Origin of the sequence: Desulfosediminicola sp. (assembly GCF_048381775.1) — a bacterium.
Taxonomy (GTDB): domain Bacteria; phylum Desulfobacterota; class Desulfobulbia; order Desulfobulbales; family Desulfocapsaceae; genus Desulfopila; species Desulfopila ganghwensis.
This window is the reverse complement of record NZ_JBLXGE010000001.1, coordinates 493,836-507,772: the sequence shown is the minus strand read 5'-3', so window position 1 is coordinate 507,772 and position 13,937 is coordinate 493,836. Positions and strand designations below refer to the sequence as shown.

General features: G+C 49.7%; 12 protein-coding genes. 7 read left to right on the top strand and 5 right to left on the bottom strand.

Annotated features, from left to right (window positions below; all coding sequences use genetic code 11):
• The gene (locus tag ACN5NT_RS02200; RefSeq protein ID WP_419174322.1) at window positions 1–1,257 is read right to left on the bottom strand and encodes a DUF4056 domain-containing protein; all 1,257 of its coding nucleotides are present in this window, start codon (window positions 1,255–1,257) and stop codon (window positions 1–3) included.
• Window positions 1,258–1,265: 8 nt separating this feature from the next.
• Window positions 1,266–2,120: a virulence protein gene (locus tag ACN5NT_RS02195; protein WP_419174321.1), complete on the bottom strand. Its 855-nt coding sequence runs from the start codon at window positions 2,118–2,120 to the stop codon at window positions 1,266–1,268.
• A gap of 781 nt (window positions 2,121–2,901) precedes the next feature.
• On the opposite strand from ACN5NT_RS02195, the gene ACN5NT_RS02190 reads away from it, so the two are divergent.
• The 3 genes from ACN5NT_RS02190 (at window position 2,902) to ACN5NT_RS02180 (ending at window position 5,454) form a co-directional block, all read left to right on the top strand.
• Window positions 2,902–3,792, top strand: a complete 891-nt coding sequence (locus tag ACN5NT_RS02190; RefSeq protein WP_419174320.1) for a DNA ligase — start codon at window positions 2,902–2,904, stop codon at window positions 3,790–3,792.
• 295 nt (window positions 3,793–4,087) lie between these two features.
• Window positions 4,088–4,699 carry an HD domain-containing protein gene (locus ACN5NT_RS02185; protein ID WP_419174319.1) on the top strand — a complete coding sequence of 204 codons (612 nt, stop codon included), beginning with the start codon at window positions 4,088–4,090 and terminating at the stop codon, window positions 4,697–4,699.
• 323 nt (window positions 4,700–5,022) lie between these two features.
• Complete coding sequence (locus ACN5NT_RS02180; protein ID WP_419174318.1) at window positions 5,023–5,454, top strand: universal stress protein; 432 nt, start codon at window positions 5,023–5,025, stop codon at window positions 5,452–5,454.
• 235 nt (window positions 5,455–5,689) lie between these two features.
• On the opposite strand, the gene ACN5NT_RS02175 is transcribed toward ACN5NT_RS02180, so the two are convergent.
• Together ACN5NT_RS02175 and ACN5NT_RS02170 are read right to left on the bottom strand one after the other, a co-directional pair.
• Window positions 5,690–6,049, bottom strand: coding sequence for a TusE/DsrC/DsvC family sulfur relay protein (locus tag ACN5NT_RS02175; RefSeq protein WP_419174317.1), 360 nt, complete (start codon window positions 6,047–6,049; stop codon window positions 5,690–5,692).
• A 404-nt stretch (window positions 6,050–6,453) separates the two neighbouring features.
• On the bottom strand, window positions 6,454–7,467 hold the full coding sequence (locus ACN5NT_RS02170; RefSeq protein WP_419174316.1) for a helix-turn-helix domain-containing protein: 1,014 nt from the start codon (window positions 7,465–7,467) through the stop codon (window positions 6,454–6,456).
• 416 nt (window positions 7,468–7,883) lie between these two features.
• On the opposite strand from ACN5NT_RS02170, the gene ACN5NT_RS02165 reads away from it, so the two are divergent.
• Window positions 7,884–8,954 carry a transporter gene (locus ACN5NT_RS02165; protein ID WP_136797503.1) on the top strand — a complete coding sequence of 357 codons (1,071 nt, stop codon included), beginning with the start codon at window positions 7,884–7,886 and terminating at the stop codon, window positions 8,952–8,954.
• Window positions 8,955–9,072: 118 nt separating this feature from the next.
• Window positions 9,073–10,779 carry a sulfatase-like hydrolase/transferase gene (locus ACN5NT_RS02160; protein WP_167495766.1) on the top strand — a complete coding sequence of 569 codons (1,707 nt, stop codon included), beginning with the start codon at window positions 9,073–9,075 and terminating at the stop codon, window positions 10,777–10,779.
• A gap of 73 nt (window positions 10,780–10,852) precedes the next feature.
• On the opposite strand, the gene ACN5NT_RS02155 is transcribed toward ACN5NT_RS02160, so the two are convergent.
• On the bottom strand, window positions 10,853–11,047 hold the full coding sequence (locus ACN5NT_RS02155) for a hypothetical protein (protein WP_136797506.1): 195 nt from the start codon (window positions 11,045–11,047) through the stop codon (window positions 10,853–10,855).
• Window positions 11,048–11,783: 736 nt separating this feature from the next.
• Here ACN5NT_RS02155 and ACN5NT_RS02150 point away from each other — a divergent pair.
• Both ACN5NT_RS02150 and ACN5NT_RS02145 read left to right on the top strand, forming a co-directional pair.
• Window positions 11,784–13,019, top strand: a complete 1,236-nt coding sequence (locus ACN5NT_RS02150; RefSeq protein ID WP_136797508.1) for an OmpP1/FadL family transporter — start codon at window positions 11,784–11,786, stop codon at window positions 13,017–13,019.
• Window positions 13,020–13,458: 439 nt separating this feature from the next.
• On the top strand, window positions 13,459–13,890 hold the full coding sequence (locus ACN5NT_RS02145) for a universal stress protein (protein WP_419174315.1): 432 nt from the start codon (window positions 13,459–13,461) through the stop codon (window positions 13,888–13,890).
• Window positions 13,891–13,937 lie beyond the last annotated feature (47 nt).

The window sequence follows — 13,937 nt, the reverse complement described above, 5'->3', positions numbered from 1 at the left end:
TCAATCATTCTGTTGTTTTTGTAGTTCCATCTGGTCAACTCTCCTGTTTTCTTTCGCTATTCGGCCAAACGCCTCCTGGGTAAAACCATTACGCCAGATATCTTTCGGAATATGGGAAAAGGAGAGTTGATACCCGGCCTCGACCCAAAGCCATTGGACCGCCAAAGTATCCAGTTGGTAACCATGCACCTGCCGGGGCAAGCGCAAATGCAGTGGAGCCGCTGGTTCGAGATAAAAATCCGTCAACTCAGACCAGCCATTGTGAATTTCGGCGAGAGATCTCGGTACCAGATAGGGACTTTGACTGTCTCCCATCTGGTAATGACGCTTCAGCAGCATAAACTTTTCCGGCAGCGGCTTACGGGAGTCCCACCAATGACCATCGACAACATCCCAGAGCAAGTCTGTCCTGTCCTGTTCAACCGCTCCGAGCTGCTCAAGGACAGCATACAGCCAACTGGTCATGTGCTGGTTATACTGGTCACGGGTTGTGGTGAGGTTATTGACGATCAGGGCATAGGCGATTTTGGCGCCCAGCATATTTGAATACAGATCCTCGAATGAGTACGCTGATACAGCTTCCGACCAGGGTTTCCAGCTGCGATAACCATGCCACTGGGCCAGTTCATGAGCTTCAGCCATGAAATACGCCTGCCGTGCTGCCAGTTGCGCACTGATCTCCAATCGTTGCTGCGAACTCAACTCACTGCTGTCAAATGCGGTGAGCCGGATCTCTCTGGGGCCAATTTCTTCAGGTAGGGAGATAGTCTGTGATTCACCCAGATCCCGAAATATTCTTTGAAAAAGGGCGATAGTGTTATCCGCTGTATCCCGCACATGGGCAAGGTCAATAAAGCCGCCGCGCAAGGTATAGATCTGCCCGTTGCCCTCAGTGGCGCGGCGCCCCCCGGGCTCTTTTCGCTGGTAACTTAAAACACCTGCCTCATATGCATGAGCGCCAAGGCTGTCTAACTCCAGGGTGTTTGCGTATCGAAACAGCGGTACCTGAAGGCCTGCGACCTGAACCTTCTGTGCATTGCCCACAGCGCAGCAAGGGCGCACAGCCTCGGGTATCCGCGCCAGAGTAAAATTGTGCGGCGCCACCAACTGCAGTTCGGAAGTAACCGGACTGTCTTTCAATGCTTCGCCGATTGACACCTCTGTCGGCTGTACCACTGTCTGCCAACCATTCCTGCCGCAGCTGGCAAGTATAAACAGGATCAGCGCAATGGCCGATGCACGTACTATATATTTCATAATCTCGATCAGAACCGATAACCAAGTCCAAGCATCAGGCTACGGCGATCACCGAAGCCGGCTTCAATGAGGAGATCTATGTTATCCGTCACTCCTACCTGGCCACCGGTGATAGTATTCCACTTATTGGTGAGGCGTTGCTCCACCTCGAAACTGCCATCAAGGTTTATGCCTACATCCCTGATATTACCGCTGAAACTCTGTTGCACATCCTGGTACATCATGCCACCCCACAATTGAACATCATGATTGTTGACCTTGAACCGGTAACCAACACGCGGAGCAGCCACAAAGGTGAGTATCTTTCCATCAAGAATGTCCAGATCCGTATAGGTGTAATTTGCATCCACCAGGGCAAACCAGTTCCCGATACCACCCGCGATGGTGGTGCCAGCCCCATAGGTCATTCCCTTAAATTTCAGGTTGAAGTCTGCAACATGGGTGTTGTTCACTGTTATAGGTGCAACACTGCTTCCCCTGGTATGTCCCAGTACTGCATAAACATTGAGAAAAGGGAGCACCCACATGTCACCTCTCAGGGTAAGCGTCTCTGAATCCTGACGAGCCTTGGATATAGAATCACTGAGATCGAGATCAGGGCAGTTAAAAGGCCCGCAGAAATTTAAACCGGTAACATTGACCCCGGTAACCTCCAGCGGTTGATCCATTGTCATGTAATTAACCGTCAAACCATAAGGTTTCGGTAATTCATGCCCACGATCGTATGCTTCCTGTCCCCAGATCGGGAACAGGCGATCATAAACGAATCGCTCCTGCACATCGTCTATTTCCGAAAGCTCCTCACTGGCTAGAGCAACATTGCCGAAAAACAAACAGCATAGAACCAGCAGTAATTTCTTCATTTTTTCAACTCACACACCAGATGAAATTGCTGGCGCAATCAGGCTGAACCGAACTGCACAGTCATAACGACACAACGGCAGCGGCTGCAAATAATTTATAATAACAAAGTCTTAAGAGGATAAACGTACGGAAACAAACCGAAACTGCATTGACACGGCTCTTTTAGCCGATAAATGAAAGATCCTGCACGACATCTGAGGGCGTGACTCTAGCTGTTTTGCACTTCACTGGCAATCTATTTCGGATCTGAAAAAGCACAAGACAGCGGTACAAGACAGCAAATTGCCTGACCGGCAACATGTAACACTTTGAAAGATAACATAAAGCATCCATATCAAAGGGTTTACTGTAAATCACAGTAAACTGACTTGCGGCAAAGGCCGCTGAGAAAATCGGACTCAAGGTGAGCGAGCAAACCCCGTATTTTTCGATGTGGGGTCGGCTATAAAAGTTCAACTCAGGTTCTCAATCCCGGCAGTTTTTCATAAGCGTCGAACAACAGAATCATTCTGGTTGAATACCCAAAGTCTTCTATAGGCGGATCACAAAACACCGACCCCTGGACGAAATACACGAATTAATACTATTGAATATAGATATTTAAGAGAATCGTCCGTCTCTACAGGTATACTTCATCTACTTTCAGGACAACTGATTACCCATGGCGTTCATTGAAAGGTAGAAACGCTTGTCCCGTGGCCAACCCGAACTGATTTACCCGCAAAACGTGCCATTGTTCTCTCATAATTCCGATCCCTTTTTAGAAAGGGGGAGCACCTCATGACCTACACCGACTTCAGACCAGTGAGCAGGCGACTCCATTCTGCACTCATTTCCCTTCTCCTGGTGCTTGCCTTCAGTCAGCACCTTTATGCGGCCCAGCCAGACAATACACTGATGTTAGCCAAAACCTACCAGGGACAGGTATTGGATGAACAGTGGCTCTGGAGTGAAAAGCTGGATGGAATCCGGGGGGAATGGAACGGCAGCAGGATGTTGACTAAGCAGGGTAACCCAATAGACGTGCCTGCATATTTTACTGAGAACTTTCCACCTTTTCCGCTATCCGGTGAGATATGGGGCGGAAGACAGACTTTCGAGAGTACCGCAGGTATAGTCGCCACCTCCGGCGAGGATAAAGGCTGGAACAGCTTGAAATTTGGAATCTTCGATGCAAAAGACTCCACACAGCCCATCGAAAAGCGTATCAACAGGGCCCGTGAATGGTTTGCCAAACACCCTTCCCGATATGCCTTCGTTATACAACAATCCCCTGTGCATGGAGAAGAGCATCTACAATCACTGCTCAAAGAGATCGAGGCAGGAGGCGGCGAAGGTATTGTACTGATCCGCAAGGGCTCAAAATACCGGCAGGGACGATCGGTCGATATACTCAAGGTCAAGAATTTCACTGATACAGAGGGAGTGGTAATCGGCTACGTTCCCGGCAAGGGGAAACATGAAGGGCGAATGGGCTCACTTGTGGTCGAGCTGTACCAGAATAGAAATATACGGTTTAAAATCGGCACCGGTTTCTCCGATCAACAAAGAAGCATCCCCCCACCAGTTGGCGCGCTGGTCACCTTTAAGCATACGGGCTTCTATAAATCCGGCAAACCGAGGTTTCCTTCATTTATACGCATTCGCAGCATGAGCGGCGAAATGCTGTAGAACTCACTGACAGGCCTATTCAGCACCGCCAAACAGATATATTATTACAAGTGTACTATCTTCTCAGAGGAGGTCCCGCCGGCACTTCCTCTGGGAAGATAACCATCGCTGTCTGCAGCGAGGTGGTTTGTGGCTGAAGAGGTGACCCGCCAAACTCATCACTGAATGAGCTTACCGTCTCCATAACTCTCTGGCCTTGAAACAAATCCAGCTGATTTAGATAGTATTTCCCCTTGGAGAAAAATTCACTTTGACCTGCAACATATAACCTGAACGGACAAAGCCATTGGACTACATGATGCCCGCAGACACAAAAATTGACCTTGTATTGAACGCTATCCGGCTGGCGGAATACGCCCACAGAAACCGGCCACAAGGCCCTCATTTTCGCAAGGCCCCGCCAGGGCAGGATCGCCCCTGTTATTTCGTCCATCCAGCCGAAGTAGCCTGGCTGCTCGCCGATGCCGGCTGCAGCCATGAAGTTGTCGCTGCTGGTTACCTCCATGACGTCATCGAGGACTGTGGTTATACTACCGAACAACTTGCCGATGAAATCGACAACACCTACGTAGCAGAGCTGGTTGAGTGGGTTTCACGGCCGAACGCAACAGCCCCAGACCGCCTTAAACCCGCCTGGGAAATACGCAACAGCAATTATCTGGAACGGATCAAACGGGCTCCGATCGACGCGCTGAACCTGAGCTGTGCAGACAAAACTGCTAATTTGCGCGAAATGTGCCACTGGTCAAAGAAAGGTTACCTTGTCGATGAATTCACCAGCCGGGACCACTCAACCCAGCTGGTGAAATTTATTGCCTTGAATGAGGTTTTCCACGACAAAGTTATCCCTCAAATTTACACCCGCTTTCAAAACACCCTAGCTTCCTTTCAAGGCCTGGGTCAATAACCAGCCCTGCCATTCACCAACCAGCACTCATTCAAAAGGATTATGGAGTGTTTTGTTTTCAGCTAGCAACCGATGATTTTACGGCGAAACTTCATTTAGGGTGTCAGCCCCTTCAACTGTTTCAATGTATCTGGCCTAAGTGATATACTATTAGTACGAAGACCGTCAGAGATACGCAGGGGCTTTGAGAGAATGCAATTCAAAACAGTTCAGCGGTGAGATCTGCCGTTAATAATACTGCTGCCGCCATCTCCGTTGCATCGCCATCGACATGTAATCAATGTATCGGCCAGGCAGCCATTCTCGACCATGGAGGGATTGCCATGAAAATTGAAAACATTCTCCTGCCGTTTGACGGCTCCACCCATTCAGTAAATGCCGCAAGGTATGCACTTGATTTGGCTAAGTTTTACAAAGCGCACATCAACATTCTTCACTGCTATGACGAGTGGGATGCAAATTTAACGGAAATTCCTGAAAACCTGATCCTGGAAATCAAGGCAAACAGGAAAAGAGAGGCGGACAAAATGTTGCAAAAAGCCGAGGAGCTTTTTAAAGACCAAGGTGTTGGCTACTCTCTGGAAACAATCAGCGGTGAACCCGGCCACGTACTGTCAAGCCGATCAAAATCCAAGAAGTATGATCTCATTATCATGGGCTCTCATGGCCATTCCGACATCGCCGGGTTATTCCTGGGAAGTGTCACCCATAAAGTGCTCAACACCATTTACTGCCCGGTATTGGTTGTGCCATAAGCTGCCGAGCCGGATATCAGATCTCCTCAAGGCAAACATCGAGACCGTACTCTCAAGATGAGTTCGGCCTCGATGTGGAATGAACAGAAATACAGGCCGTCTACCTTTCGCAGTCAACCGTAATCGACCTGAGATCTGCCCAAAGGGCCTGTCGGAAAAACTCCTCTGTGCGCAGTCCAGCTTTACCCGCTTTTCCGGATTGAGTTGAGCAGAAATTGCAATTCGCCCAACCCCATCAGTAAAATGGGTTTGGGAAATATTTCTTGCCGTCGAAACTGTTGAAAAAAACGTTTGGCGGTTTCGGCAATCCGGCTATTTTCCAGGCAACCATCGGATTGCAGAACTGCTCCGTTACACAGTCCGCCGTGGAAGCATGAACATTTTTGCACACATATCTCATAATCGGAAAGTTATCGAATTTCCGGTGATACGCCCTCATAAACATGATGATGTCTCGTTGCTCTCTCCCCAAATGGTCTATTCCTTCCTGTGCCGCCAGGGCCTCGGCAACTTCCTCGTTCCAATCCTCGGCGTGGCAGAGAAATCCTTCCACATCTATCTCTATATCAACATTTCCAACATGTAACTGTCCCATAACAAACCTCCGTGGAAAAAACTTTTCCCTTCAATCGGAAGATTAGCCTCCGATCATAGTTAAAAAGTAATAGCTGGCGGCAGGTTGTCAAATTTGGCCGGCGGTGCTGAAACCATGTAAAGTCCCTAAATTACAATCTGTTAATCCTGTTTTCACAAACAGAGCAGTAATAATCCCAAGAGACTCCATCTTGAGATAGTGTTCAAACCGAATTGACACATCACAGCCACGGCTTTACTGCACCTGCTGTATCAATGTTATGGCTTGATGAGTGAGGAATAATTCGAATGAGAAATGCTCGACATGACGGGGCCGGCGACGATTCTAAAGCAGGCATTTTTTCCCGTTGATCGACGACGATCAAGTGTATGTAATAGATTGGATATTCAGCTAACGTGCAAATCTTATCTTCTGTGCCTCATTGATGCCTTGATGGTGTCACCGGGCGACTCACCGTACGCTTTTTTATAAAGCCCGGCAAAGCGACCAAGATGGGCAAATCCAAATTCATAAGCAATCCGTGTAACCGAATCATCCGGAGCTGGACACAACAGACGCCGTCGGACATTCTCCAAGCGTACCTTCCTTAGAAACTCCGAAGGGGTATATCCCCTTTCCCTCTGGAAAGACCTGTATATTGAACGAAGACTGTGCCCGGTTGCCAAGGCGACAGTTTTCATATCCAATGGGTTCCCGGCGTTTGCCTCCAGAAACTCTTCAACTTTCCGCACCTCTTGCAAGCTTGCAAACCTTGTCTGCTTCTCCATTATTTTCGAAATGCTGGAAGGCAATTCCAGTAAAATAAAAGAATAGAGTGCCTGCTGGAAACTCTCCTGGGCAACCGGTGAATCAAGCATGCCGTTTTTTCTGTTCAATTCGTTGATAAAATTAGAGAAAATAGCAACAAATGAGCTGACTTTCGGTGACTGCAGGTTGAGCTCAGGCTTGAAAAGAATCTTTTCTGTAAATTTTTCTCCACTCCAATCGAAAAGAAAATCCCTCAGCTTACTTTCATCCAGAAAACAGACCACGGACAGAGTATCGTCTCCGGAATAATACTCCACTTTTTGATTGGGGGACAATACGCTTACCCTGCTATGGTCAGCTCTTGAGACTCTGGTGCCATTAATGGTACAGAACAGGCTCCCCCTTATGCAGAATTGAAAAGCCAGCTTCCCTAATGCCCCCTCCGGACCGCCAGTTGCAATCTCTTTGGTAAAGCAATTTGAAATGATCGTCATTTTCGACAGCTTTCGTGCGTAGCTGTGCGCTATGAATGGCCGCTCCCCTTTCCCCGGTTCGATGACTACTTTCTGCTCAAACACATCAGTTAAAAAACGCCTGGTACCTTCTACACCAGCTTTTTGCAATACTGGAAATTGTGAAAGCGGTGTTCCGGCAAAACCTAAGGTTTCCATAGCTATCATCAGTGGTTGTAAGGGAAAGGTAGAATGCTGTTCGTATCATTTACCCACAACCCAGCCTAACTGTCAATCACCCTCATCTTTTAAACCTGCCAGCAGGATGACAAGCTAAAGGATCGGCATGGTGTTTTCCTATAGCGCACATTCATGGAGATAAACAGCTTGAGCTACCGCTCCAGTTCGACGAACACCGGGGTCCCCCGAGTCCATTCCCCGCCACTTTCTGGCAGAAATCGGATAGCAAATGAAACGCTGCAACTTGATAATAAAGAGCATGGAGTCGCATTAACCGGTTATTTGGCAGCTTTTCCTACTTGAAGCCACTCCGGGCCAAAGTCATCACCAAAGGAAGCACTCAGATAAAAGTAAACATTACCAGGTAATTACGCCTGCATCAAAGGAGGGGGGGCATGACAAAATGGGAAGTCTTGAATTGGTTAGGAACATCATCGCTTCTGATATTGTCAATCTTAATCACTCACACCAGCTACGCGGAAAGTACTGCCACAAGTATGGATGATCCCAACCTGACCGAAGAATGTCGGCGCCTCCGTTCCGACATTAACGCTGATCTGGGAGAGATTCTCGGGGCCGGCTGTGAACCTACGACCGGCCAGATGTCCAAGCTCATGGACAACCCGCTTGGCAATGTGGCCATGTTCATCAACCAGTTCGACGTCTATTTCATGGAAGACCCAGCCACCGGTATAGACGAAGTAAAAAGTGGCTATACCGGTATCCTGCAGTTTCCCAAAGGAATCGGAAGAGAATGGAACATCATCAACAGGGTTGTTTTTACAGTCCCGAGCATGCCATTGGATCAGGATAAAATCGACGCCGCCGGGGCAGGTAGCGACTATGGTGAGGGCCAGGGCCCGATCCTCCCCCCCGACAGCAACGGCCCCTTGCTTCCGGTTCAGGCCTTTGATGGTCGCACCACAGGTTTTGGAGACATGTATTACGTGGGGCTCCTTTCCCCGAAAGCAGGGATAAAGCATGAAACCGGCGGCACCTCTGTCTGGGGACTCGGCTTCGATCTTGGGCTGCCAACAGCAACGGAGGATGTGCTCGGCACAGGCCGTTGGTCTGCGGGGCCCTCTGCTCTTTACGCCTATCTTGGCCCCAAATGGAAAATCGGAGGGCTGTTGCAGCAATACTGGAGTTTTGATGATGATGACCGTAATGATGTCAATCTGACCAACCTGCAGTATTTCGTCTACTACGCGCTGGACGATACAACATCACTCGGTGCCGGGCCGAATATCATCGCCAACTGGGAGCAGAGCAGCGGGAACGAGTGGACAGTCCCTGTCGGCTTTGGCGTCAACAAAACAATCCAATTCGGCAAGATACCGGTTCGATTCGCGCTTGAAGCACACTATTCGGTCATTACACCCGACGATGTGGTCGGGGCTGAATGGGATGTCCGTTTTATGATTATCCCCGCAGCCCCGTCGGCATTATTCAGCTGGATGCAATAAAACCTGTCCCAAATGCATGGGTATCTGTGGAACTTATGGTGCCTGCCATCGGTTCATTACGAATACTGGCACCCCTGGTCAGGCTGGGCAGGTGGACGACAACACAAGGAGATTTATAATGAGATCCAGAACGTTGCTGTTACCCGCTTTACTGGTTTGGCTGCTCCTGCCGGCTCCCTCCCCGGCAGAACAGGCAGCACCCATCCAGCATGATTCTGAGCATTATGTTCTTCTCCACCAGTACCAGGATCAATGGGCGGCGGAGGATAAGGAAATCGACGACATGCTCGCTGAAATCCGCAGCGCAAACGGTGGCAAACGGCCTAATATCATATACATTCTGCTTGATGACATGGGCTTTGGTGAGTACGGAATTCCGGCATTGACCAAGGTCCGCGGAGGCAGAACACCCAGCATCGACAAACTTGCCAGCGAGGGTGTTACCTTTACGCGGATGTACGCGGAAAACATTTGCACTCCGACCAGAGCAGCATTCATGACCGGCCGACTCGCTGTCCGAACCGGTATGGAAGTCACCAAGGTCACACCACCGGAGGGAGTTGGCCTCAACGGTAAGGAGATCACAATAGCTGAGCTGCTGTCTGCGGCAGGCTACGCCACACATCATATCGGCAAATGGCATCTGGGGGATATCAAGGAAGCCTATCCAATCAATCAGGGTTTCGATTACGCCTCGTTCCCGATGCACAATCAGGTCTCATACAGTTTCACCACACGTGACGCTGAACTTGATGGAAAAACCACGGCCTTCACGCCCGAGGCTATCGACCCTGAATATGGACTCGACAAGACCTTTCGTTTATACGACTGGGTGACCCAGGTCGAGGGCCAAAAAGGTGGAAAACTGCGTGAATGGGGGATCGAGCCCGGTCAACGGCCTGACATGGAATTCTACAAGCGTGTCAACGATCGGCTCCAGGAGCAAGCGCTCGATTCACTGCGAACACTGGCCCAGGGAGACAAACCGTTCTTCCTGAATTACTGGCCACAAATTCCCGTCGCCGTTCTTCGTTCCACCGATGATGAGAACCAGACCCCCAATGGCGGCCGCTGGGTAAACGCCATGGCGGTTGTCGATGGTTACGTTGGCGAGCTCATCGCTGAATTGGAGAATCTCGGTGTCGATAACAATACCCTGGTCATCGTGATGGGCGACAATGGTGTGATGTATCAGGAGCTCGGCACGTCCGGCTATTCTGAATGGATTTTTCGCGGTCATAAGGGCAGTTCGCTGGAGGGGGGCCACCGTGTCGGCGCTTTTGCCAGGTGGCCGGGTGTCATTGAGCCTGGTTCGATGATCGGTGACATGATCTTCGTTGGGGATCTGTACACCACTTTTGCCCGCATCGCAGGTAACACCGACGGCATCCCACGAGACAGGATCGTGGATGGTATCGACCAGACCCCTCTGCTGCTGAAGGGAGACACCCATGGCCGCAGAGACTACATCCATCTCTACGAGATGGATCAATTACGGGCGACGGTGAAGCAGCAGTTGAAAATTCACTGGCCGGGCCCGGGGACCAATCCTGCCCTGGCCGGAATTTATAATCTGTATTGGGATCCGCGCGAGGAAAACCCGCTCAGGACTGGTGGCGTCTGGGCAGGTACGTCATTCGTGCGCATGCGCGTCCAGCACCTGCGAATGAAGGACAAGTTCCCTGACTGGAAACCTGCCCGGGGCATGCCATACGAAGATGTTGAAAATATTCGACCAGAATCTAAAAAAATGGTTGAAACCTGGCTCCAAATATATGGAGATGCCAAAGATGTGGTACTTGGTGTGGAATCAGCTGGCAACTAAGCTGTTGCGATCACTCATCGTTTCATAGAGAATATCCATGAAACGATGAGTGATTCCGTAAACTGCCGTATGGCTACCAGTAAATCTGTAAACCGGCCAGGGGGCCCTGCTGGAGTGCATCACAGGCATAGCTCTCCTCGCCGGAGCCACTCACAGAATCATGCCAACCAACACCTCCCCCATCGCTCCTCTGGTCAAAAACTATTGTAAAAGGTGGTTCTTTACCACCACCGCGCGTTATTGCTGCCGTTCCTGGTATCCAATGCATACTCAGAAAACAGGTAGCCCCCGTTTCAGTTATCTCCAGGCAAAACCATTCGACGTTAGTCACTTAGAGCCAATCTTACTTAAAGTAGGTGAGGGCAGACTGGAGGCTCAACAGTTTCAATAATCTTCTTCTAAATACCAAAGCTAAACTTCACGAAGTAAGCCGTGAGGAGCAAGGAGGGAGGGGGAATCAGATTCAATAATGCCATCGCATGCCTAGCCAAAATACTGAGCCAAAACGCTATGCAACATCTCAGTCTCCTAAGATAATTCATAGAAGCTGAACGACTGCAAATGTTGAAGAGCCATTAGAGATAATTAAGAAATTCATCATGATTCATGGTTCATGTTTCGGCTAGGCCCATTGCCAGGGATGGACTCAAACACGCTGGCCTGACAAGAGCTGTCAGCGGTTTCATACCCGCTTTTGAGATTGGAAAAAATCACTTTCTTCCAATCTGATTTTGTGAAAGAATTAGGCATATTCTTGATTTTTTATCGCTTCGTCCATCGTTCATTACCCAGAAGTTTTTTAGTTACACGCAGAAACACACTGGCCGCCAAGCACGCCATAACCGCGGCCATTCGATCTACATTCAGAATGTAAACTCAGTGCGGTATTGCGCCATACATATCCGGCAATACCGTCGAGCAAGGTTTCGTGGTAAGAACACCGATTACAATCTATATTTCGGCTCTACAATTCTACCCGTGCTAGAGAAAAACAGGAGAAGAGTATGCAGAAATCAACAACGTTCGTGATCAGCTGTTATTTTTGTGGGGCTATTGCCATACAGTTAGCCATACAGTTAGTTTTGGCATCTTTGGCCGGAGCGGCAGGCTTGTACCTCAACGAATTTGGTACACCGACCATGGCCACTGCCGGCGCAGGGGCGCAAGCCCTTGCCGACGACGCCTCCACCTCATTTCATAACGCCGCAGGCATGACTCGTCTTGAAGGCAACCAACTCATGCTTTCCGGCGGTCTTGTCTACACCGATATTCGATTTGATCCGGATCCCAACACCCCGGTGCCTGGCAATGACGGCGGCCAGGCGGGTGGCCCGGGGCCTATTCTCGGCGGCTTTTATGTGCACAGCCTGAGCGATGACCTGAAGCTTGGTCTGAATGTAATATCCATCTCCGCAGCCATTTTGGATTTTCAAGACGACTGGACCGGTCGCTACCTGCTTGAGGAGGTGACAATTTTCACAATCAGCTTAAACCCGTCAATCGCCTACAGGGTCAACAAAAAACTCTCCATCGGTGGCGGTGTTGCCATGATGTACGGCAGCCTGGACGAAACAGTTGCGGTGCCAATACAAGGTCAGGAAGACGGCTCGGTGAACATTGATGGCGATGATACCGAGTTCACCTTCAACCTCAATGCCCTGTATGAGTTTACCGATAGAACCCGTATTGGTTTATCCTATGCCTATGAGATAGAGCCCTCTTTTGGGGGCGACGTCACCTTGGATCCGATTTCGCTCTCCGCCGGAATAGATGCCACCATCACCTTCCCACAATTTATTAAACTCGGCCTCTTTCATGAGATAAATGAAGACTGGGCTTTTCTTGGCACCATCGGCTGGGAGAACTGGAGTGCTTTTGAAAATGTTATCATCTCAACCGCCAGAGGGGATCAGCGCCTGCCACGGAATTTTGATGATACCTGGTATTTCGGCGCAGGCTTCCAGTACACCATGGGCGAAGATTGGATCTTACGATTTGGCGCCGCCTACGACACCAACCCCATTGATGATCCCAAGGACAGAACCGTCGACATGCCGTTTGATGAACAAATTCGCCTGGCTTGCGGGTTCAACTATGCCTGGAGCGAGAATATCAACGTCGGGGGCGCCTTTACCTATGCCTATTACGGGGAGGCAGAGATTGAAAACAATCTGCTCATAGGCGAATTCAAAGATAACGATCTATATTTTCTCTCCATGAATGTGAGCTGGAAATTTTAGATCGAATACTTGGCAGTTAGCTTGCCAGCGTCTGATTCATAGGTAGCTGGCCCCCGCAGCCTCCTGTCCGCTCTTTTTCGAGCCGGGCGGGAGGTTTTTCTACGGCTGGCACCTGAGCCACCAGAGACCAGCCGGCCCTGCCCTCCAACCTTATGACAAATTCATCCCGCTGAGATCTAGATAAATTACTTCTCAATATCCCAGCCTCCTAGCTCCTAATCCCCTAACCCCATTTTAGTGTCGACCCGGAAAATGATATACTATTTGTAAGGGGTTTGTCGGAAATTCGGCACTATCCCCGATAGCAGGCTCTTTATGAATTGCCCAACGGTGGAAACCGTTGTGGAATTTGCAGCCGCCATCCCTGCGACACCGGGCCGGGCGCTTGCTTCGGTTTCGCAAGATGCGCACTCTCATTCTCGCTAGAGGAGGACTCGGCATGAAAATCGAAAAAATTCTCCTTCCCTTCGACGATTCCGTCCATTCCCAAAATGCTGCGAAGTTTGCCCTTGACCTAGCCAAACGCTATTCCGCCCACGTCAGCATCATCCACTGTTATGAAGAATGGAACGCCAGCGTCGCAGAGATTCCGGAAAAACTGATTATGGAAATCAGAGCCAACGCCAGAAGAGAAGCTGAAGCCCTGTTGCAAAGAACGGAAGAATTATTCAAGAATCAGGGCATTGAATATTCCCTGGAATGCGTCGACGGTGAACCAGGTCACGTGCTTGCGAACCGCTCAAAATCGAAGCAGTATGATCTGATCATCATGGGTTCCCATGGCCACTCCGACATTGCCGGGCTGTTTTTGGGAAGCGTCACCCACAAGGTGCTCAATACCATTTACTGCCCGATCATGGTTGTTCCGTAACCCCGGATCCCAGGTGGAGCACTCAATCATATCTGTGAACATCCAGC

What these genes read in the sequence shown, in the direction of transcription:
- ACN5NT_RS02165 (WP_136797503.1), top strand. Translation starts at nt 7,884, where the DNA reads ATGACAAAATGGGAAGTCTTGAATTGGTTAGGAACATCATCGCTTCTG.
- ACN5NT_RS02145 (WP_419174315.1), top strand. Translation starts at nt 13,459, where the DNA reads ATGAAAATCGAAAAAATTCTCCTTCCCTTCGACGATTCCGTCCATTCC.
- ACN5NT_RS02175 (WP_419174317.1), bottom strand. Translation starts at nt 6,049, where the DNA reads ATGGGACAGTTACATGTTGGAAATGTTGATATAGAGATAGATGTGGAA.
- ACN5NT_RS02155 (WP_136797506.1), bottom strand. Translation starts at nt 11,047, where the DNA reads ATGCATTGGATACCAGGAACGGCAGCAATAACGCGCGGTGGTGGTAAA.
- ACN5NT_RS02150 (WP_136797508.1), top strand. Translation starts at nt 11,784, where the DNA reads ATGCAGAAATCAACAACGTTCGTGATCAGCTGTTATTTTTGTGGGGCT.
- ACN5NT_RS02190 (WP_419174320.1), top strand. Translation starts at nt 2,902, where the DNA reads ATGACCTACACCGACTTCAGACCAGTGAGCAGGCGACTCCATTCTGCA.
- ACN5NT_RS02185 (WP_419174319.1), top strand. Translation starts at nt 4,088, where the DNA reads ATGATGCCCGCAGACACAAAAATTGACCTTGTATTGAACGCTATCCGG.
- ACN5NT_RS02170 (WP_419174316.1), bottom strand. Translation starts at nt 7,467, where the DNA reads ATGGAAACCTTAGGTTTTGCCGGAACACCGCTTTCACAATTTCCAGTA.
- ACN5NT_RS02195 (WP_419174321.1), bottom strand. Translation starts at nt 2,120, where the DNA reads ATGAAGAAATTACTGCTGGTTCTATGCTGTTTGTTTTTCGGCAATGTT.
- ACN5NT_RS02200 (WP_419174322.1), bottom strand. Translation starts at nt 1,257, where the DNA reads ATGAAATATATAGTACGTGCATCGGCCATTGCGCTGATCCTGTTTATA.
- ACN5NT_RS02180 (WP_419174318.1), top strand. Translation starts at nt 5,023, where the DNA reads ATGAAAATTGAAAACATTCTCCTGCCGTTTGACGGCTCCACCCATTCA.
- ACN5NT_RS02160 (WP_167495766.1), top strand. Translation starts at nt 9,073, where the DNA reads ATGAGATCCAGAACGTTGCTGTTACCCGCTTTACTGGTTTGGCTGCTC.